Genomic DNA, 18,877 nt, shown 5'->3' with positions numbered 1-18,877 from the left:
CTCTCTAGGCTTCCTTGACGTCCTCGGCCAGGACCTCATCGAGCAGGTCGGCGCGGATCCGGCCGCGCACGGCGTACCAGCCGGCGATCATCATGATGATGACGACGACGAACAGCGCCAGGGTCCAGCGTCCGGCAGGCGAGGTGAGGTTGGAGGCCACGACCACGGTGAAGAACAGCAGCGCCGCGTAGTTGGTGTAGGGGGCTCCAGGCATCCGGTAGTCGGGGCGGGTGGCCCGGCCCTGCTTGACCTGGCGCAGGAAAGCCAGGTGGGTGACGAGGATGGCGGCCCAGGTACCGGCGATGCCGATGCCGGCCAGGTTCATGACGATCTCAAAGGCGTCCTCGGCGAGGAAGGCATTGAGCAGCACGCCGAGCAGACCGAGTGCCGAGGTGATGATGATGCCGCCGGAGGGGACCTTGTGCTTGTTGAGGTGGGCAGCCATCTTCGGGGCCTCACCAGCCACGGCCATGGAGCGCAGGGTGCGGCCGGTGGCGTAGAGCCCCGCGTTGAGGGAGGACAACGCAGCGGTGAGGACAACCACCTGGATGATGTCGCCGGCGTGGGGGATGCCGATGCCGGAGAAGAAGGTGACGAAGGGCGACTCGTTGGCGGAGTACGCCGTGTAGGGCAGGACCACGGCCATGAGGGCCACCGAGCCGACGTAGAAGACGAAGATGCGCAGGATCATCGAGTTGATGGCCTTGGGCAGGATCTTCGCGGCGTCCTTCGCCTCACCGGCGGCCACGCCCACCATCTCGGTGCCACCGAAGGCGAAGATGACGCCAAGCGTCAGGGCGACGACGGCGGGCAGGCCCTCGGGGAACAGGCCACCGTTGTCGGCGATGTTGTGGAAGCCAGCTGGCGAGCCGTCCACCGGGGCGCCGGTGACGATCGCCCAGATGGCCACGAGCATGAAGGCCACGATGGCGGCGACCTTGATGAGGGCGAACCAGAACTCAGCCTCGCCGAACATCTTGACGTTGAGCATGTTGAGGACGAAGACCAGGGCTAGGGCGATCAGTGCCAGCACCCACTGCGGGATCACGTGGAAGGCGCTCCAGTAATGCAGGTAGAGGGCGACGGCGGTGATGTCCGCCATGACGGTGACGGACCAGTCCAGGAAGAAGAACCAGCCGGTGACATAGGCTCCTTTCTCCCCCAGGAACTCACGTGCGTAGGAGACAAAGGCCCCTGAGGAGGGGCGGCGGATGGCTAGCTCGCCCAGGGCCCGCACCATGAGGAAAGCGAAGACGCCGCACACCGCGTAGGCCAGGGCGAGGCCGGGACCGCCCTGGGCCAGGCGCCCGCCGGCCCCCAGGAACAGCCCGGTCCCGATCGAGCCGCCGATGGCGATCATCTGGAGGTGACGGTTCTTCAGGGCCTTGTTGTAACCGGCGTCACCCTTGTCTTGGGTCTGATGTGGCGCCGCGCTTGGTGGGTGGGTGGACATGTGTACCTCCTAGGTAGGGAAGGTGGTCCGCCGTGGTGAGGAACGGTGGACCGTGCGAGAGGGTAGTACTGGTTGGAGATGTGTAGGCGTCACACGCGCGGTTTGTTGTGTCCAGAACCACGTGGTCGACGGTGACCCGTGGTTTGCGATCGCTGCTCAGCGCCGGTAGCGTGTGCTGCGCTGCTTTCGCAGTGTGCCACCTTAGCTCAGTCGGCAGAGCGATTCACTCGTAATGAATAGGTCGTGGGTTCGATTCCCACAGGTGGCTCCACGAAATGGCGCGATAACGCCAAAAGATCTCATCTCCTGGAAGCCCCTGCACCCCTAGGCAGCCTAGGAATGGTCGACCCGATGGCGCCTGGGTCGTCCCCACCCTCGGTCATCGAGGAGAGCAGGAAATGAGTGCACTCAACATCACCACCCGCCGCTGGAGCGGCGGCTGGGAGCTGTGGAACGGCGACGACTGCTGGACCCAGGTCACCCACCTGGCCGACGCCCGCCAGCAGGTCGTCGACTATCTCGACACCATCGAGGAGACCGTCGACCACTCAGGCTGGGACATCACCGTCACCCCGGACGTGGCCAGCGCGGCACAGGTCAGGGCGGCCCGCCAGGCCACCGAGCGCGCCTCCCGCCTCCAGAAGGAGGCCGCCAGCGCGTGGCGCGAGGCCGCCCTCGCCCTACGCGCCGAGGGGCTGACGGTCTCGGACACGGCCACCGTCATGGGCGTGTCCAGGGGCAGGGTGTCACAGCTGACCGCCACACGCATTCACTCGTCATGAACAGGTGGTGGATTCGATTCCCACAGGTGGCTCCACGAAATGGCGTGATAACGCCGTATTCTGTCTGACGCAGAGTTGTGCGGCTCGTCGCTGGAGCCGTGGCCGGTACCGGGTCCGTGGCCGGAAAAGGTGGAGAGCTCGGGCAGCCCTGAATGGCGAAGCTGCCTGGCGTCTCGTGATCGTGAGGCGGCGTCGTAGGCGTGCGTAGGACGAGGCCGGTCACGGAGTCTCCTAAGCGAAAGTATTCGACCTTTTTCTCTTTCGTCCCTGCTCCGAAATCGACCCCAATATCCTCTTGCATCACCGGTGCGAGTGGCATTACGATTTCCTGTAATCGGGCGATGTTTTACGTGATCGTGCGTACGCCTCACAAGCAAAGGATTCATCATGGCGCAAAAGACTCAGGTCATTCTCGTGGACGACATTGACAACGGACCTGCTACGCAGACGGTGACTTTCGGGATTGACGGGGTCACCTACGAGATCGACCTCAATGACGAGCACGCGGCTGCTCTGCGTGAGTCTCTTGCCGAGTGGATCAGCAAGGCTCGTCGTACGGGCGGGCGTCGTGGTGCCGGTCGCCGTCGTCCGGCTGGCGCAGCCGGTGGCAACACCCAGAAGATCCGGGAGTGGGCGCGTGAGAACGGGGTTGAGGTCTCTGCCCGCGGTCGTATCTCCGCTGGGGTGCGCGAGGCCTACGAGCAGGCTCACGCCTGATCTTCCGTGCCGTCGTCGAACGACAGGGCCTCGCGCTGACGGCCAGGCTCTGTCGTTCGACGACGCCGGAGCCCCTGTCGTCCCAGGCCCTGGGTGTACTGATCGGGGGCGTGGTCAAGCGGGTATGGGTGGCTTGTTGTCGCAGGCTGAGTGGGGCCTGTGGTGATTGTAGAAGTGGATCCAGCCAGCGAGGGCGTCGCGCCGTTCTTGCTCGCAGCCGTAGCAGCGGGCGAGGCCCAGCCGTCGGCCAGAGTGGGGTGGAAGCGTTCGATCCTGCCACTGGTCCGCGGCCGGTAGGGGCGGGTCTTCCTCACCGTGATGCCGAGCTGGTCGCAGACCTGCTGCCACAGGTGTGACGTGCAGGCCGACCCGTTGTCAGACGGGACCCGCTCGATCGTGGGCCACGAGACCTGGAACCTCGCGGCGACCTCGCAGATCGGCACGCCGTTGTCGACGACGAGACGGGCGACGATCAGACGGTGCCTCGGGATCAGTGCTGCGTTAGCGTGGGACACAAGAGGACCTTCCTGGCTTGAGGCGGCGCTGTCGCCAGTCCCGCTCAACCAGCAAGGCCCTGCCCTTGCTCACACGCCCGGATCGCAGTGGCTCAACCAACCCTCCCCGGCCAGTACACCTAGGGCCTGGTCCTTTTCGGCGTCGGCCTGGCAGGATAGGGCTATGGCATACACCCTTGTGCTGCTCCGCCACGGCGAGAGCGAATGGAACGCAAAGAACCTCTTCACCGGGTGGGTTGACGTCCCGCTGTCGGAGAAGGGCCGCGCCGAGGCGACTCACGGTGGTGAGCTCCTCAAGGAGGCTGGTGTCCTCCCTGAGAAGCTCTTCACCTCGATGCTTCGCCGCGCCATCATGACGGCCAACCTGGCGCTCGACGCCGCTGACCGCCACTGGGTCCCGGTTGAGCGCAACTGGCGTCTCAACGAGCGTCACTACGGCGCTCTCCAGGGCAAGAACAAGAAGGAGATCCGCGACGAGTACGGGGAGGAGCAGTTCATGCAGTGGCGCCGCTCCTACGACGTGCCGCCGCCGGCCATCGAGGCTGGCTCCGAGTTCTCCCAGGACTCCGACCCGCGTTACGCCGGCGAGCCGATCCCGGCCACCGAGTGCCTCAAGGACGTGCTTGAGCGTCTGCTCCCCTACTGGGAGGGCACGATCGTCCCGGAGATCAAGACCGGCAGGACCGTCATGATCGCCGCCCACGGCAACTCGCTGCGTGCGATCGTCAAGCACCTCGACGAGATCTCTGACGAGGACATCGCGGGCGTCAATATCCCCACCGGCATCCCGCTCGTCTACGAGCTGGACGAGGAGACCCTCAAGCCCCTCAAGAAGGGTGGGCGCTACCTGGACCCCGAGGCGGAGGCGAAGATCGCCGCCGTCGCCAACCAGGGCAAGTGAGGCAGGACGCCTGAGAACGCGTCCCAGGGACGAGCGAGGGCTCGGTCCACCGGATTCCGGTGGACCGAGCCCTCGCTCGTGAGCCTGTGGTGAGTGTGCAGTCTGCGCATGCACGCTCGCGCCGGGCTGACGGCGGCCGGAGCGGAAAGAGGTCGACGGCGCCCCGGCGGGGAGGCTGGGAGCGCCGGTGACGTCAGTGCAGGGCGTCGGCGTCCTCGTCGTCGTGCGTCTCGGGCACCGGCTGGCCGGAGACCAGGTAGGCCACGCGACGGGCCACGGAGGTGGAGTGGTCGCCGAAGCGCTCCAGGAACCGGCCCATGAGGACGGCGTCCACCACCTGCTGGCGACTGAGCTCGTTGGCCGGGTCCAGGATCATCTGGAACGACGTGCGGTGCAAGGCGTCCAGCTCACTGTCATTGGCTTGGATCTGGGCAGCCAGGCCCAGGTCCTGGGTCTCGATGAGGCGGACCACCTCCTGTCCGGCCTTCACCGCGTGGTCAGCCATCTGCAGGATGAGGCCGAGGACGGGCTCGGGGACCGGGGGCTCGGGGTAGCGGCCGCGGGCGATAGCGGCGACGTGGCGGGCGAGGTCACCCTGGCGCTCCAGGGTCTGAGCCATGCGCAGGGCGGAGATGACGTTGCGAAGGTCTCCGGCGACCGGCTGCTGGCGGGCCAGGAGCATGACGCACATGTCGTCGATGTCGCGCTGGAGGTCGTTGATGCGCTCGTCGGCGTCGATCACCTGCTCAGCGATGATGATGTCCCCGTTGCGCAGGGACTCTGCCGCCCGCTCGATCGCAGTGGCGACCTGCTGGGCCATGGACTGGAGGTCAGAGCCCAGCTGCTGGAGCTCCTGGTAGAAGATGACGCGCACGAGGCGGCTCCTGTTTCTGTGTCGCGCCCGGAGCGCCGGGCAGAGGGCGCGCGAACGCGCGCGGGGCGAGGTGTGCCGCCGCCAGGCACCACCGTAGTGGCAGGCCTCCGCGGCCGCAGGACGTGCTCAGGATGTGCTTCCCAGGTGAACGGCTGGCGACGCGTGCGCACACGCTTGGTGAACACCTGGCATGAGCCTGCCTACGAGGTCGCGCGCGCTCGCCTTTGCCCCCTACCCTGTGAGGCGTGGGTACCACCTGGTTGCTGATCGTCGTCGCCCTTGCGGGTGTCGCTGTCGGCACCGCCGCTGGCACCGCCTTCGGCCTGGCGGCGCGTGACCGGCGCCGCTCGGTCGTCCCCGACCCGGCGCTGACCTCCCAGGACCCGATCGTGCCGGTGCTGGCGGCGCTGCGCTCGGCTGTCGTCGTCCTGGACGCTGATGACGAGATCCTGCGGGCCTCGGCGTCGGCCTACACCTTCAACGTCGTGGGGCAGGACGCCGTCAGCGAGCCCCGCGTGGCCCAGATGGTCTCCCGCGTGCGGGCCACGGGCGTGGCCGAGGACGCGGACCTGGCCGTGGCGCGCGGGCGGGTCCCGGGCTCCGGGCAGTTCTTTCTCCACGTGCGAGTGGCCGGGATCGGACGCGGGCGCGTCCTCGTCCTCATCGACGACCGTACGGCGGAGAAGCGGGTGGAGGACATGCGGCGGGACTTCGTCGTCAACATCTCCCACGAGCTCAAGACCCCGGTGGGTGCGATCGCGCTGCTGGCTGAGACCATCGAGGACAACGCCGATAACGCCGAGGTGGTCCGCGGCTTCGCAGGCCGCATGAGCAAGGAGTCGTGCCGTCTGGGCGTCCTGGTCCAGGAGATCATCGAGCTCTCGCGCCTGCAGGAGGGTGACGCGCTGGCGAGCCCGCAGGACGTGGACGTGGACGCCGTCGTCGCCGAGTCCGTCGACCGCGTCCGCGTGACGGCCGAGGCCCGTGAGATCTCGCTCGTGGCGGGAGGCACGAAGGGGCTCATGGTGCGTGGGGACGGGGCGCTCATCGCCACCGCCGTGCGCAACCTCCTGGACAACGCCATCCGCTACTCCGACCCGCGCACGCGCGTGAGCGTGGGCGTGTCCGTGGACCCGTCGGACTCGGACCTGGTGCGCATCGCCGTCGTCGACCAGGGCATCGGCATCCCCAAGGAGGACCAGGAGAGGGTCTTCGAGCGCTTCTTCCGCGTGGACAAGGCCCGCTCGCGTGCGACCGGCGGGACGGGGCTCGGGCTGTCGATCGTCAAGCACGTGGCCGCCGACCACGGTGGCACGGTCGAGCTGTGGTCGGCGCCCGGGCGCGGCTCGACCTTCACCCTCGTCCTGCCGCGCCTGCGCCCGGATGACGCCGCTGGAACCGAGAGCGGGCAGCCCTCCTCCGCCCGGACCCGCAGCGAGACGAACCAGCCCGCCGGCACCGACCGGGCCTCGCAGCCTGCGCCTGCCACTCCTGGAACCCTGTCTGAGAAGGGACGTACGTACTCATGACCCGGATCCTGCTCGTCGAGGACGAGGAGAGCTACCGCGAGCCGCTCGCCTTCAGTCTGCGCCGTGACGGCTACGACGTCGTCGAGGCCGAGGACGGGGCGGTGGCCGTCGATCTCTTCGAGGAGTCGGGCCGTGCCGGAGGCGGTGAGCCGATCGACCTCGTGCTGCTGGACCTCATGCTGCCCAGGCTCAGCGGCACGGAGGTGTGCCGGCGGATCCGTCGGTCCTCCAACGTCCCGGTCATCATGCTCACGGCCAAGGACTCCGAGGTGGACAAGATCGTCGGCCTGGAGATCGGCGCGGACGACTACGTCACCAAGCCCTACTCCTACCGTGAGCTCGTCGCGCGCGTGCACGCCGTGCTGCGTCGTACCCGCGAGGAGGAGCCGGTCGTGCCCGTCATGGAGGCCGGCCGGGTGTCCATGGACGTCGAGCGGCACGAGGTGCGTGTGGACGGCGAGGTGGTGGCGATGCCGCTGCGCGAGTTCGAGCTGCTGGAGCTCTTCCTGCGCAACGCGGACCGGGTTCTCACGCGCGGGCAGATCATCGACCGGGTCTGGGGCGCTGACTACGTGGGTGACACCAAGACGCTGGACGTCCACGTCAAGCGGATCCGGGCCAAGATCGAACGTGAGCCCAGCGAGCCCACGCTCCTGGTGACGGTGCGCGGCCTGGGCTACAAGCTTGTCAGCCGGGGCTGAGCCGCACGGGGCCTTGTGGTGGGGGGGGGGCTGGCTCCTGGGCGGGCGTGGCCCTCACCGGTGCGGGTGCCGGCGACGGCGTTGCCCAGGGACGGCGGTGCCGCTCGCCAAAAGCCTTCCCTGCAGCGCGCAAGACCTCTCGCTGTGAGGAGAATCCCCTGGGATTTAGCGGTATTCCTGATAAACTGGGTACTCGCAGATCGGACTGGAGTGACGTCACCTATGACCTTTGAAGTCGGCGAGACCGTCGTCTACCCGCACCACGGTGCGGCCCGGATCATTGACATCCGCCAGCGCAAGGTGCGCGGCGAGGAGAAGACCTACCTACAGCTGGAGGTCGCTCAGGGTGACCTGACGATCCTCGTCCCGGCTGACAGCGTGGACTACATCGGTGTCCGTGATGTGGTTGACGCCGCTGGCCTGGAGAAGGTCTTTGACGTCCTGCGTGCGCCCCTGACCGAGGAGCCGACCAACTGGTCCCGCCGTTTCAAGGCCAACCAGGAGAAGATCGCCTCCGGCGACGTCATCAAGGTCGCCGAGGTCGTGCGTGACCTGTCCCGGCGTGACACGGACCGTGGCCTGTCTGCCGGTGAGAAGCGCATGCTGTCCAAGGCCCGTCAGATCCTCGTCTCCGAGCTGGCCCTGGCGGAGAAGACCGAGGAGGACGCCGCCGAGTCCAAGCTCGACGAGGTCCTTGCCTCCGGCACCGCTGCCTGACCCTTCCGTACAGACAACCTGTTCGTTAGTCGGACAACCCAAAACCTGGCATGTGGGTTGTCCGACTAACGAACAGGTTGTCTGTTCAGGGAGTGGGGTAGCGTGCTGGCCATGGCTGACATGCATCATGGCTCCGCTGTCGTCGCCGTCCTCACGGCTGCGGGCTCGGGCACACGGCTGGGAGCGCAGGTGCCCAAGGCGCTGGTGCCGCTGGCGGGAGAGAGCCTGCTACGCAGAGCCGCACGCGGCCTGTTGGACTCGGGGGTCGTCGACCACGTCGTGGTCACGGCACCGGCCGACCAGGTCAAGGTCTTCACAGCAGAGCTGGCCGGGCTAGGGGGAACGAGCCAGGCCACGGTCGAGGTCGTGGCCGGGGCGGCGACCTCCCGGCAGGCCAGCGTGGCGCGCGGGCTGGAGGCAGCGCTGCGTGCCTGCCCGCAGGCCCAGGTCGTCCTCGTGCACGACGCCGCCCGGGCGCTGACTCCGCCCGCCGTCACCCAACGGGTGGTCGCGGCGGTGCAGGCTGGCTACGACGCCGTCGTCCCGGCGCTGCCGGTTACCGATACCGTCAAGGAGGTCCGGGCCGCCGAGGAGGCGTCACCGTCCCCGGCGCAGACGGGTGCGGATCGTGCTGCCAGGCAGAGGCACGCTGACGACGGCGTGGAGCAGGTAGCGGCGACGCCGGACCGTACCCGCCTGCGGGCGGTCCAGACGCCGCAGGGCTTCGCGACGGAGACCCTGCTGGCAGCTCATCGCCTGGGTGCGGACCGTGCCGGTGACGAGGCGATCGCGGCCTCCGACGACGCCGGGCTGGTCGAGGCAGCGGGCGGCAGCGTCGTCGTCGTCCCCGGGGACCCCATGTCCCTCAAGGTGACCACGCCCCTGGACCTGGCCCTGGCCCAGCTGCTCCTGGAGAGATGACGGGCGGCGACGCGGCACAGGATCGTCACCGCGAAGTCACTGCCCGGCAACCGGTAAGGCCCTAGGCTCACCGTATGACCCCCATGAGCCGGACGGCTGATCCCCACGAGAACGACGGCCCCCACGCTGGTTCCCTCCCCGAGGCCGAGCCGCGGCCGTACGCGGGCTCGACCCGCCCGGGCGGCTCGCGCCGCTGGCTGACATGGCCTGTGGTGGCCTGGGGCCTGTGGGACTGGGGCTCGGCGGCATTCAACGCCGTCATCACCACTTTCGTCTTCACGGTCTACCTCACGAGCTCGGCCTTCGGCGACAAGGACGTCACCGAGTCCTCCCTCTCGCTCGGCCTGACCATCGCGGGAGCGTGCATCGCCCTGCTCGCTCCTGTCACTGGGCAGCGCTCCGATCGCGCTGGACGGACCATCTTCTGGCTGGGGGCCTATACCGCTGTTGTGGTGGCGATCAGCGCAGGCTTGTTCTTCGTCCTGCCGGCGCCTGGTTACCTGTGGCTCGGGATCACGCTGCTGGGCGTGGGCAACGTCTTCTTTGAGCTGGCCTCGGTCAACTACAACGGGCTGCTTGCCTCGCTCGCCCCCAAGGACAAGGTCGGTGCGGTCTCGGGCCTGGGCTGGGGGATGGGCTACCTCGGCGGGATCGTGCTGCTGCTCATCCTCTTCGTCGGCTTCATCAACCCTGAGGTGGGCTGGTTCGGGGTGACCAGTGAGAACGGGCTCAACGTGCGCGCGGCCATGCTCGTGGCTGCGGCCTGGTTCGGGCTCAGCGCGATCCCGGTGCTCCTGACCCAGTCCGGACGGGGAGTGCGCCGGTACCGACAGGACGAGGCTGACGACGACGTGCGTGGGAGTGAGCGCAGCCAGGCTGCGATGGAGTCTGAGCCAGCGGTCCTTCAGGGGCGTGCGGTCAAGGCACGACGTGAGTCTCTGTGGGCCTCATACAAGAGGCTGTGGCGCACCCTGGTGGCGCTGTACCGCAGCCACCCGGAGGTGCTGTGGTTCCTCCTGGCCGCGGCGGTCTTCCGTGACGGGCTGGCTGGAGTGTTCACCTACGGTGGGATCATCGCCCAGAACACCTTCGGCTTCAGCAGCTCCGACGTCATCATCTTCGCTATTGCCGCCAACGTCGTGGCAGGGGTCGCCACGATTATCTCGGGACGGTTGGATGATCTCCTCGGTCCGAGGCGTGTGATCCTGGGATCGCTGGGGATCCTGGTGGTGGCTGGGATGCTGGTCTTTCTCCTGCACGACGGCGGAGCAGCGGTCTTCTGGGCGCTTGGGCTCACGCTGTCGGCCTGTGTGGGGCCGGCCCAGTCCGCGGCACGTTCCTTCCTGGCGCGAGTGATTCCGACCGGGCGCGAGGGTGAGATCTTCGGGCTCTACGCGACGACGGGTCGCGCGGTCTCCTTCCTGGCGCCGGCGATGTACGGGCTGTTCATCTGGATCGGCAAGAGCGTGGTAGGCGGTGAGGCCAGCTATTGGGGGATCCTCGGCATCGTGGCGGTGCTGGGCGCTGGGCTGGTGCTCATGCTGCGAGTGGGTGACCCTGCTGGGCACATTACGGAGCTGGACTGAGCCGGGCCTGCGGGCAGGCGGGGCGGGCTGTAGCGACGCGGGAGACGGACCGACGATCAAAGGTGGGGACTGGGGCGGAAGTCGGCGAGGGAGCGGTTGATGAACTCGGCTCGGTGGAGGTGCTCGTCAGGCATTTTTACCTATCTGGCCAGCGATGTGTCCGATGCGATCGTGTGCGGCAGATGGCCCGTCAGTGCAGATCCTTGGTCTCCAGAAGGCCGAGACTGTGCAAGAGGTGAGGCATCGTGGTGGAAGGGGAAGACCCCTGGCTTCCTTTCTGCGGCAACTCAGCATCAGGTAGGTGGCACTGCTGAGCAGCGATTGCAGCGTTCTCCCAGGGGAAGGATCCTGCGAGCTTCTTGGCGTCTTGTGCTGACAGGCCCGTCAGAGTGAGGTAGTGCCGCTGCGCGTCCTTCTGGTCCGTGTAATGGCGCACGGGTGCGTAGTGCGCATTGAGCCAGACCTCGAAGCACGGTACGGAGATGACTGGAGTAACGGTTGTGCGTTTTGTGCACAACTGACGGCACCGCGTGATGATGCTCGATCGATCAACTCCGTCGTGGTCGATGATGATCCATACCTCGGCGAATGCGGAGATGTCTGAGCGATCAAGCTCCTCAAGGACAGTCTGTGGCTCACCGGGAATGAACCTTGTAGTGAGAGAGAACCGCTTGCGATCGACTCGTTGCTTGAGGTCGTCGAGATATGTCTTCTCAGTTACCTGGCCGTTGGTGACGAGAAGGATGGTTCGCCGCTCTTGGCGAGGTGGCCGTCTCTTCGAGCGGGAACGCTTCATCTCGGCTCCTCATGCGTGAGGGCTCGGCGAATGGGTGAGAGGTCAACGATCGGGATCGCACCGAATGCTCCGGCAAGGTACTGCTTCTGCTTGTTCGTCCCGCGGCGCAGACTGTCAAAGTCCGCAAGAGAGAATATCTCGCTCTGGCCTGCCAGGTTCTTCTCACACATCCAGACCTCTCCAGCCTCAAGCAGCTGTGTGGGAGAGTTTGCGAGCAAGGTAGCGTCATGAGTGGTGAAGATGAGCTGTGCGCCCAGAGGATTGAGATCAGGGTCTTTGAACATCTCCACCAGTGTGGCTACGAGTGTAGGGTGAAGACTGGCGTCAAGCTCATCGATCAGGAGAGTCTTGCCTTCATGTAGTGCCTCGATGGAGGGGCCGACCGTGGCGAGCCAGGTGAGCGTGCCTTGGCTCTGGGCTTGCAGCGGCAGTGAGTGCGTGTGCCCATCGGGACCTCTGTGGAGGAAGCTGAGGGAACGTCCGAGCATCTCTCTCACGGCCTCGGGGATCTCGACCTCCTCACCATTGGCCGCCTGAAGGAGGCGGCGGAGGGAGTCAAGGGCCTCGGAGGGTACCTCTTTCTCCTCTAGCTCAACTGAGGCGATACCGAGGTCTGCGCTGTGTGCGACGGCGTCAGATAACGTGTTCCACCAGGTGGGGCGCTCCGCGAGGCGACGCATGAGCCAGGTCAGGCGCGCCGAGCGCTCCTCGTCGCTGTGGTGAATTGTGCGGATCTCGCTGAGGGTATGTGCGATGGGGGCGAGAGTGGCGTGCTGGTATCGCAAGGCCATGGCGAGGAACAGGTCCTGGGCTGTGGTGATCCGGCGTACCTCCTGAGTTGCTCCTCGAAGAGAGGGGCCGGCCTTGATGGTGAGCTTAGTGTCTGGCGTCTGTTGGGTGCGGACAAAGAGCTTGCGCGAGTAGGGCTGGGCCCACAGCTCCTCTCGGGTAATGCCCCAAGGCTGCGCCTCAACGCGGTACTCGTAGCGCTGGTCCTCATGAATGAACTCGACAGCGTAGGAGGTGGCTGAATTCAGATTCGCATCGCTCAGGGAGTAAGGCTGGTGCAGGAGGGCTCGTTGTCCGGAGAGGCTAGCGACAAGGCAGTCGATGGCTCCGAGAAGCGTGGACTTGCCAGAGGCGTTGGCTCCAAAGATGGCCGCGACCCTCCAAGTCGAGGTGGCCCAGGAAGCTCCCTGATGGGGGCGCACAGTCTTGAGTGACGGGTGGATGAGGTCAAGCGTGGCCTCGTTGGCGAAGCAGCGGAAGTTCTCAGCCGAGAAGGAGAGCAACATGTCGGCAAGTATATAGATCTCTAGTAAAAAAGGGAAGATTTTTTCGAAAATAGGCGATCTATGAGCTGTTGCGGCCTAGGGTCGTCCTCATCCCATGCTCTGGTCGTCAAGCACTCGCCCAGATGAGCCTCGTGTGTCGTGGGCTGAGATACGTCGCGGGCCGATAGCACTGGTGTGGTGCTACCGGCCCGCGGGTAGGAGCTGTTCTCAGCGGTTGGAAAAGTGTGAGTCGAAGGCGGCCTCAGGCAGGTCGTAGACGTGCTCGCGGGCGTACCTCAGGGCCAGGGGCGCGCCGTGGAGACGGTCCATGCCGGAGTCCTCCCACTCGATCGAGATCGGGCCGGTGTAGCCGATCTGGTTGAGGGTACGGAAGTAGCCATCCAGGTCAGCGTCTCCCAGGCCGGCGGAGACAAAGGTCCAGCCACGGCGTGGGTCGTCCCAGGACAGGTGGGAGGACAGGCGGCCGTTTCGGCCGTCGAAGTGGGTCTTGGTGTCCTTGCAGTGGACGTGGTAGATGCGGTCGGCAAAGTCGGTCAGGAAGACAGCGGGGTCGATTCCCTGCCAGATCATGTGGGAGGGGTCCCAGTTGATGCCGAAGGCGTCACGGTGGTCGATGGCCTCAAGCGTGGCCTTGGTGGTCCAGTAGTCGTAGGCGATCTCGCTGGGGTGAACCTCAAGGGCGAACTTCACGCCCTCGGAGTCGAAGACGTCCATGATGGGGTTGAAGCGGCGCGCGAAGTCCTCGTAGCCGTCGGCGATGACGTCGGAACCGACCGGCGGGTACATGGCCACGTACTTCCAGATCTTGGATCCGGTGAATCCGGTGACGACCTCGGCGCCGAGCTTGGCGGCGACGCGGGCGGTCAGCTTGAGCTCTTCGGCGGCGCGCTCGCGGATACCCTCGGCGTCGGACTCGCCCTCGCCCCACACGCGGTCGCCGACGAGCCCGCGGTGACGGAAGTCGATGGGATCGTCACAGATGAGCTGGCCGGTGGAGTGGTTGGAGATGGCGTAGCAGCTGAGATTGTGGCGTGCCAGGCGGTCTTTCCACTCCTGGCAGTAGGCGTCGTCCTCGGCGGCGCGGTAGACGTCAAGGTGGTCGCCGGCGACGGGAACCTCGAGGCCGTCGAAGCCCCACTGCTCGGCGAGAGCACACACCTCCTCAAAGGGGAGATCGACCCACTGGCCGGTGAAGAGGTTGATGTTCCTAGGCATGACACTGCTCCTTCGCAGGGTGAGCGCGACCGCGGTGCGGTGGTCGGTGACGCCGTCGCGGTGCGGTGGGATGCCTTGACGCTATGGCGTGGTCCTTGGCCAGAGGGAGGGGGACGACTGCCGCTTTTGCGCTGGCCGTGCAGAAGGGGGTGGTGGGTCGCCGTCGATCACTGCCCCGGTTCCCACCCCGGTATCAGGCCGATGTCTCCTTTGCGAACAGGGCGTCAACAGCAAGGATTGCGGCTCCGTGCCGCTCGTCCTGAGCCTCGTGGTTGCCGGCGATGATCTCTAGGCCTTGGGTTGCCAGGGTCAGTGCCCGTTCGCGCACAATCCGCTCCGCGGCGGTGACGAACAGGGGACAGCCCTCGGGCAGAGGCCCGGCCAGCACCACGCGCCGGGGGTTGAAGAAGCTCACCACCATGGCCAGCGCCTGCCCGACGGCGGTGGCTGAGCGCACCACGAGCGTCAGGCACTCAGTGTCCCCGGCAGCCACACCGCTGACGATATCGTCCAGGCCCAGCGCCCCGCTGCTGTGCAACCGCCCCTTCAAGTGAGGGCTCAGCCCGTCCTTCGCGGCACGCCGCGCGTCACGCAGCAGCGCCCACCCTCCGGCGACTGCCTCGAGGCAGCCAGTGCGTCCGCACCGGCACACCACATTGTCAGCCTCAGTGACTCTGACGTGGCCGATGTCCCCGGCAGCACCGTCGGCCCCACGGTGGATGTGACCACCTGACATCAGTCCTGCCCCAATGCCTGTCCCGAAGTGCACGTACAAGATGTCCCCGGGGTCGCGGTGTCGTTGGGCTGGCAGGGAGGTGGCGTAGCCCAGAAGCATGGTGTTGACGTCGTTGTCGACGACGACGCCGACCCCTAGCCGCTGCTCGAGCCAGCCGCGCACATCGAAACCGTCCCAACCGGGCATGATCGGGGGTGCCGTGGGCCGGCCGGTGAGGTGGTTGATAGGGCCGGGGAGGGAGACGCCTGCTCCCCACACCGTGCGGGCGGCGTCGGGCAGGCCGGCTTGCATGTCCTCGAAATCACTCAGCGCCTGCGTGAAGGTCGCCTCCGGCCCGTCAGAGATCTGCCATGGGCGGGTGCGTGAGCTCAGTGTGCGTCCGCCCAGGTCAGTGACCGCCAGCATGAGGGTCTCAGAATGAACACCGATGACGAGGATGCGGCCGGTCTCCTGGCAGAAGCGCCACGTCTGCGGAGCCCGTCCTCCCGTGGACGGGGCTGAGCCGTCAGGCACCAGGAGGCCGGCCTCGATGGCCGTGCCTACGAGTGCGGAGACCGTGTTGCGCCCCATGCCTGTTCGTCTGGCCAGCTCCTGGCGGGTCAGTGCCTGGTGGGTGCGCACAAGGTTGGCGATGGTCAGGACGTCCGGATCGATGGTGGACAGGACACTCGGCATGGATGCCTTCTCTCTCAGGAAGTCTGACGTCCTCCACTGTAATGATCGGGTTCGTGCTGGGGGGTCGATTCTTTCGTCCCATTGGTGCAAAAGCATGCTGCTGGCTGCTGGCGTGTGACAAGGCTGGTTTCGTACCTTCATGAGCGTCCGACTCACCTCGGAGTGATGCGGCTATCGCGCCTCGGCTCACCTGCTGTTGCGTCTGCCGGCCGCACCGGTCACCCCAATGACGGGCAGGGCTGGGAAAGGAGAACTCATATGACGATCAAGACGGGCGTGTCGCTGTACTCGCTCCAAGATGCCTATGGGCGCGGTGGACTTGGTGTGGATGGAGTGCTTGACGCCGTCGTGGACACGGGGGCGCAGGGCGTGGAGATCCTCAGCGACCAGATGGTCCGTGGCGCGGCGAACGCCACGGACGAGACTGTTGCAGCGTTTAACGCGAGCCTGGACCGTTCAGGTCTGGAGCGCGTCTCCAACGACATCTTCATCAACTCCTCGCTGTACAAGAACCGCTGGCTGACTATTGAGGAGCAGTGCGAGCTGCTCAGTGCTGACCTGCGTCTGACTCACCGCCTGGGATTCCACCTCGTGCGTGTGGTCTCCCAGACCGACCCTGCTGTGATCCGCCGGGTCCTGCCGCTGGCAGAGAAGCTTGACATCACCCTGGCCGTTGAGGTCCATGCGGGCATGAGCTTTGACCACCCGATGACAGCGGCCTGGATCAAGGAGATGAAGGAGGTGGACTCCCCGCTGGTCGGGCTTGTGGTGGACTTCGGGATCTACTGCCAGCGTCACCCGCGCGTCTCCACCCGTTACTTCCGTGAGCTCATGGGGGTGGATGAGAACGTCATCTCCTACATCGATGACATTTTCGCCTCCGGCTCTGACCCTCGTCAGGCCTTCCCCCGTAACCCCAGCAACCCGGATGACTACGAGTTCCCGGAGGAGCTCTCGCGTCACTTCCACACCTTCCAGGACCGTTTCTACGCGATGATGGCCACCGGGTACGAGAACACGAGCTTGGACACCCTGGATGAGTTTGCCCCCTACATCAAGTCCTTCCACGGCAAGTTCTGGGAGATGACACAGGACGGGGAGGAGTACTCCATCGACTACGGACGCATTTTCACCCGCCTCAACCAGATTGGCTGGGACGGCTTCGTCTGCTCGGAGTACGAGGGACAGCGCTTCGTGCTTCCGGGCGAGCAGATCCGCGACCTGGAGCAGGTGCGCGCCCACCAGGACATGATGTCGCGCCACCTGGGTGACGGCGTGCAGGGAAAGTAAGGACAGACCATGTTTGACGGATACATTTTCACCGCTGGTTCCTTGACCAATGTGCCAGATCCGCAGTCGGATGAGGCGCTGGGCTTTGAGATGCGCACCCGTGTGCCCTACTACCGGGGAATCCCGCTGTCGATGGTGCACGACGTCGAGGTGGAGGTTGACGGCGAGGCCGTGCCCCGGGAGGACATCCGTTTCACCGCTGATGGTGGTGAGCACTGGTTCACCTTGGCTGAGATGGAGACTGTGACGTCCTTCCGCTGGGAGTACGAGGACGAGGCAGTGGTCCGTGTCCTGCGCCCGGGTGGGCTCAGCACGGGCGAGCATGAGGTGCTGCTGCGGGTGTCGGTACGTGTGGCCTACATCCCGGTGCCCTTCTCCGGACAGATGCGTCGGACGGTGACGATCGAGGCGTAAGGCAGATGTGGGCAAGGCGTCAGGACACGGCGGACAGCGAAGGAAGACGGGCGATGCGGCAGTCACGCGGGGCGCAGGGGATCCAGCACGTTCAGGTGGCGGGGGTCCCGCGGTTGCTGCTGGGCGGCCAGCTGCACAACTCCACGTCCTCGGACCTGGAGCGCGCTCGTGACGTCTTCGACACGGTGGTGGCCCTGGGAGGCAATGCCGTGACGGCTACCGTGTCCTGGCACCTCGTTGAGCCGGAGGAGGGGTGTTTCGTCTTCGACGGCGTCACTGCCCTGGTCGAGATGGCGGCGGAACGGGGACTGGCTCTGACCCTGCTGTGGTTTGGGGCGTTCAAGAACGCTGCCTCCACCTATGCACCACGGTGGGTGCGCGCGGACTGCACGAGGTTTGTGCGCGCTGAGCCGGTTGGCGCTCGGGGCGACTCGGCTTTTGCCCGGCCGGGGACACCGGTGCTCTCAGTGTTCTCGCCGCGGCTGCGGGCGGCTGACCGCGCTGCCTTCGAGGCTCTGGCGGCGCACCTGTCCTCATGCGGTGCGGCTGCCGACGACGGTGGCCCGCTGGTGATGGTCCAGGTGGAGAACGAGACCGGTCTGTTGGGCGGATCGCGTGATGGCAGCGTGCCGGCCCGTGCCGCCTGGCAGGCGCCGGTGCCGAGCGACCTGGTGGACTACCTGGCCGCCCACGAGGGCAATGAGGACCATAGCGGCGCACTCCTGGACGCCTGGGTTGACCGGGGGCGCCGTCGTTCAGGCTCCTGGACTGAGGTCTTCGGGGAGGGCGAGTACACGGACGAGGCCTTCATGGCCTGGGGATTCGCCTCGTACTGTGAGGAGCTGGCTGCCGCGGCCGCCCGGGTGCTGCCGGTGACGTACTACGCCAACGCGTGGCTTGGTCCGCAGCCCGGACAGGAGCACCCGGGGCAGTACCCCTCGGGTGGGCCGGCGTCGGGCGTCATTGACGTGTGGAAGGCGGCTGCTCCGAGCCTGGCGCTGGTGGCCCCGGACGTCTATACGGACGACGTCCGTTCGGCTGTCGCGCCGTACCGACGTCTGGACAACCCCCTTCTGCTGCCCGAGAGCCGCCTGGCGGTGGGTAACCTTGTGTGGGCTGTGGGATGCGGTGCGATTGGCGTCAATGTCTTTGGCGTTGACGACGTGCGTCATGACGGTCAGGTGGCGGATCTGTATCACCTGCTGGCTGGGGCGGAGAGGATCATTGTGACCGCCCAGCGTGAGGGGCGGATCCGTCCGGTGCTCCTTGAGCCAGGACAGAGCCAGGTCGTGGAGCTCGGAGGGCTGCGCTGGTCAGCCCGGGGATCGGCGGACGTACTGCGGGCAATGTTCCTGGACGCAGGTGTGCAGGTGCGCACGGAGGCTGAAGGCCTGCGAGACGAGACGACGGAAGGCGCGTTGGTTCCCTCCCCGCCTGATATGCGTGCAATGGGTCTGCTGGTTGAGCTGGGTCCCGATGAGGTCCTGGTCATTGGTCAGGGACTCGTGCTGGAGCCCTCGGGGCTGGAGGGCGAGCTGGTGGAGATCGACGACGCCGTCGAGGGATGCTACCGCGATGGCGTGTGGCAGCCAGGCCGCAATCTCAATGGTGACGAGCGCTTGAACCTACTGCCCCTGGACCGGCTGGCGATGGTGAGAGTCACGGTGCTGCGGCGTGGTGACATGCCTGGTGAAGCCCCATTACCCTGAGCCCCGATTCCCATGGGGAGCACCTGCGATCCTGTTGCAGGGTAGGGGCTC

At 66.3% G+C, this 18,877-nt stretch carries 17 protein-coding genes, 1 tRNA gene and 1 pseudogene; 12 read left to right on the top strand and 7 right to left on the bottom strand.

The window, feature by feature from the left end:
* Positions 1-4: 4 nt before the first annotated feature.
* Positions 5-1,453: an amino acid permease gene (locus tag HRL51_RS10775; RefSeq protein ID WP_172191778.1), complete on the bottom strand. Its 1,449-nt coding sequence runs from the start codon at positions 1,451-1,453 to the stop codon at positions 5-7.
* A 195-nt stretch (positions 1,454-1,648) separates the two neighbouring features.
* Here HRL51_RS10775 and HRL51_RS10770 point away from each other — a divergent pair.
* The 3 genes from HRL51_RS10770 to HRL51_RS10760 all read left to right on the top strand — a co-directional run bounded on the left by HRL51_RS10770 (position 1,649) and on the right by HRL51_RS10760 (position 2,952).
* Positions 1,649-1,724, top strand: a tRNA-Thr gene (locus tag HRL51_RS10770).
* Between the two features lie 127 nt (positions 1,725-1,851).
* A complete protein-coding gene (locus tag HRL51_RS10765; RefSeq protein ID WP_172191776.1) occupies positions 1,852-2,235 on the top strand; it encodes an RNA polymerase sigma factor sigma-70 region 4 domain-containing protein in 384 nt (127 codons plus the stop codon).
* Between the two features lie 387 nt (positions 2,236-2,622).
* Positions 2,623-2,952 carry a histone-like nucleoid-structuring protein Lsr2 gene (locus HRL51_RS10760; RefSeq protein ID WP_172191774.1) on the top strand — a complete coding sequence of 110 codons (330 nt, stop codon included), beginning with the start codon at positions 2,623-2,625 and terminating at the stop codon, positions 2,950-2,952.
* A 114-nt stretch (positions 2,953-3,066) separates the two neighbouring features.
* Here the strand turns inward: HRL51_RS10760 and HRL51_RS11810 are convergent.
* A pseudogene (locus HRL51_RS11810) lies at positions 3,067-3,350 on the bottom strand (integrase core domain-containing protein); the annotation flags it as partial.
* A 280-nt stretch (positions 3,351-3,630) separates the two neighbouring features.
* Between HRL51_RS11810 and HRL51_RS10750 the strand changes: the two are divergent.
* A complete protein-coding gene (locus HRL51_RS10750) occupies positions 3,631-4,368 on the top strand; it encodes a phosphoglyceromutase (protein WP_172119211.1) in 738 nt (245 codons plus the stop codon).
* 193 nt (positions 4,369-4,561) lie between these two features.
* Here HRL51_RS10750 and phoU read toward each other — a convergent pair whose 3' ends face one another.
* Positions 4,562-5,242 (bottom strand): phosphate signaling complex protein PhoU, encoded by a 681-nt coding sequence (gene phoU, locus HRL51_RS10745; RefSeq protein WP_172119212.1) that lies wholly within the window; start codon positions 5,240-5,242, stop codon positions 4,562-4,564.
* Between the two features lie 245 nt (positions 5,243-5,487).
* Between phoU and HRL51_RS10740 the strand changes: the two genes are divergently transcribed.
* The 5 genes from HRL51_RS10740 to HRL51_RS10720 all read left to right on the top strand — a co-directional run bounded on the left by HRL51_RS10740 (position 5,488) and on the right by HRL51_RS10720 (position 10,696).
* On the top strand, positions 5,488-6,771 hold the full coding sequence (locus tag HRL51_RS10740) for a sensor histidine kinase (protein ID WP_172191770.1): 1,284 nt from the start codon (positions 5,488-5,490) through the stop codon (positions 6,769-6,771).
* Complete coding sequence (locus HRL51_RS10735) at positions 6,768-7,472, top strand: response regulator transcription factor (protein WP_172191768.1); 705 nt, start codon at positions 6,768-6,770, stop codon at positions 7,470-7,472. The genes HRL51_RS10740 and HRL51_RS10735 overlap by 4 nt, the downstream gene beginning before the upstream one ends.
* 222 nt (positions 7,473-7,694) lie before the next feature.
* A complete protein-coding gene (locus HRL51_RS10730; protein WP_172119215.1) occupies positions 7,695-8,189 on the top strand; it encodes a CarD family transcriptional regulator in 495 nt (164 codons plus the stop codon).
* A 111-nt stretch (positions 8,190-8,300) separates the two neighbouring features.
* Complete coding sequence (locus HRL51_RS10725) at positions 8,301-9,110, top strand: IspD/TarI family cytidylyltransferase (protein WP_172191766.1); 810 nt, start codon at positions 8,301-8,303, stop codon at positions 9,108-9,110.
* Positions 9,111-9,184: 74 nt separating this feature from the next.
* Positions 9,185-10,696 (top strand): MFS transporter, encoded by a 1,512-nt coding sequence (locus HRL51_RS10720; protein WP_172119217.1) that lies wholly within the window; start codon positions 9,185-9,187, stop codon positions 10,694-10,696.
* Positions 10,697-10,886: 190 nt separating this feature from the next.
* On the opposite strand, the gene HRL51_RS10715 is transcribed toward HRL51_RS10720, so the two are convergent.
* From HRL51_RS10715 to HRL51_RS10700, 4 genes are all read right to left on the bottom strand, one after another.
* A complete protein-coding gene (locus HRL51_RS10715) occupies positions 10,887-11,492 on the bottom strand; it encodes an RloB family protein (protein ID WP_172119218.1) in 606 nt (201 codons plus the stop codon).
* Positions 11,489-12,787: an AAA family ATPase gene (locus HRL51_RS10710; RefSeq protein WP_172191764.1), complete on the bottom strand. Its 1,299-nt coding sequence runs from the start codon at positions 12,785-12,787 to the stop codon at positions 11,489-11,491. The genes HRL51_RS10715 and HRL51_RS10710 overlap by 4 nt, the downstream gene beginning before the upstream one ends.
* Before the next feature lie 207 nt (positions 12,788-12,994).
* On the bottom strand, positions 12,995-14,002 hold the full coding sequence (locus HRL51_RS10705) for a sugar phosphate isomerase/epimerase family protein (RefSeq protein ID WP_172119220.1): 1,008 nt from the start codon (positions 14,000-14,002) through the stop codon (positions 12,995-12,997).
* 193 nt (positions 14,003-14,195) lie between these two features.
* A complete protein-coding gene (locus HRL51_RS10700) occupies positions 14,196-15,413 on the bottom strand; it encodes an ROK family protein (protein ID WP_172119221.1) in 1,218 nt (405 codons plus the stop codon).
* Positions 15,414-15,671: 258 nt separating this feature from the next.
* On the opposite strand from HRL51_RS10700, the gene HRL51_RS10695 reads away from it, so the two are divergent.
* The 3 genes from HRL51_RS10695 to HRL51_RS10685 are packed head-to-tail and all read left to right on the top strand — an operon-like array spanning position 15,672 to position 18,826.
* A complete protein-coding gene (locus HRL51_RS10695) occupies positions 15,672-16,703 on the top strand; it encodes a sugar phosphate isomerase/epimerase family protein (RefSeq protein ID WP_172119222.1) in 1,032 nt (343 codons plus the stop codon).
* Positions 16,704-16,712: 9 nt separating this feature from the next.
* Positions 16,713-17,117 (top strand): C-glycoside deglycosidase beta subunit domain-containing protein, encoded by a 405-nt coding sequence (locus tag HRL51_RS10690; RefSeq protein ID WP_172119223.1) that lies wholly within the window; start codon positions 16,713-16,715, stop codon positions 17,115-17,117.
* Between the two features lie 53 nt (positions 17,118-17,170).
* Positions 17,171-18,826: a DUF5597 domain-containing protein gene (locus tag HRL51_RS10685; protein ID WP_172191762.1), complete on the top strand. Its 1,656-nt coding sequence runs from the start codon at positions 17,171-17,173 to the stop codon at positions 18,824-18,826.
* The last annotated feature ends 51 nt before the right edge of the window (positions 18,827-18,877 follow it).

The organism is Actinomyces faecalis (assembly GCF_013184985.2).
In the GTDB taxonomy this organism is placed as follows: domain Bacteria; phylum Actinomycetota; class Actinomycetes; order Actinomycetales; family Actinomycetaceae; genus Actinomyces; species Actinomyces faecalis.
Note: the sequence above shows the minus strand (reverse complement) of the source record. Positions and strands in the feature narration are given on the sequence as shown.

Coding starts and splice junctions, on each gene's coding strand:
- HRL51_RS10730 (WP_172119215.1), top strand. CDS start 7,695: ATGACCTTTGAAGTCGGCGAGACCGTCGTCTACCCGCACCACGGTGCG.
- HRL51_RS10695 (WP_172119222.1), top strand. CDS start 15,672: ATGACGATCAAGACGGGCGTGTCGCTGTACTCGCTCCAAGATGCCTAT.
- HRL51_RS10690 (WP_172119223.1), top strand. CDS start 16,713: ATGTTTGACGGATACATTTTCACCGCTGGTTCCTTGACCAATGTGCCA.
- HRL51_RS10725 (WP_172191766.1), top strand. CDS start 8,301: ATGGCTGACATGCATCATGGCTCCGCTGTCGTCGCCGTCCTCACGGCT.
- HRL51_RS10700 (WP_172119221.1), bottom strand. CDS start 15,413: ATGCCGAGTGTCCTGTCCACCATCGATCCGGACGTCCTGACCATCGCC.
- HRL51_RS10775 (WP_172191778.1), bottom strand. CDS start 1,453: ATGTCCACCCACCCACCAAGCGCGGCGCCACATCAGACCCAAGACAAG.
- HRL51_RS10710 (WP_172191764.1), bottom strand. CDS start 12,787: ATGTTGCTCTCCTTCTCGGCTGAGAACTTCCGCTGCTTCGCCAACGAG.
- HRL51_RS10760 (WP_172191774.1), top strand. CDS start 2,623: ATGGCGCAAAAGACTCAGGTCATTCTCGTGGACGACATTGACAACGGA.
- HRL51_RS10750 (WP_172119211.1), top strand. CDS start 3,631: ATGGCATACACCCTTGTGCTGCTCCGCCACGGCGAGAGCGAATGGAAC.
- HRL51_RS10735 (WP_172191768.1), top strand. CDS start 6,768: ATGACCCGGATCCTGCTCGTCGAGGACGAGGAGAGCTACCGCGAGCCG.
- HRL51_RS10715 (WP_172119218.1), bottom strand. CDS start 11,492: ATGAAGCGTTCCCGCTCGAAGAGACGGCCACCTCGCCAAGAGCGGCGA.
- HRL51_RS10705 (WP_172119220.1), bottom strand. CDS start 14,002: ATGCCTAGGAACATCAACCTCTTCACCGGCCAGTGGGTCGATCTCCCC.
- HRL51_RS10720 (WP_172119217.1), top strand. CDS start 9,185: ATGACCCCCATGAGCCGGACGGCTGATCCCCACGAGAACGACGGCCCC.
- HRL51_RS10685 (WP_172191762.1), top strand. CDS start 17,171: ATGCGGCAGTCACGCGGGGCGCAGGGGATCCAGCACGTTCAGGTGGCG.
- HRL51_RS10765 (WP_172191776.1), top strand. CDS start 1,852: ATGAGTGCACTCAACATCACCACCCGCCGCTGGAGCGGCGGCTGGGAG.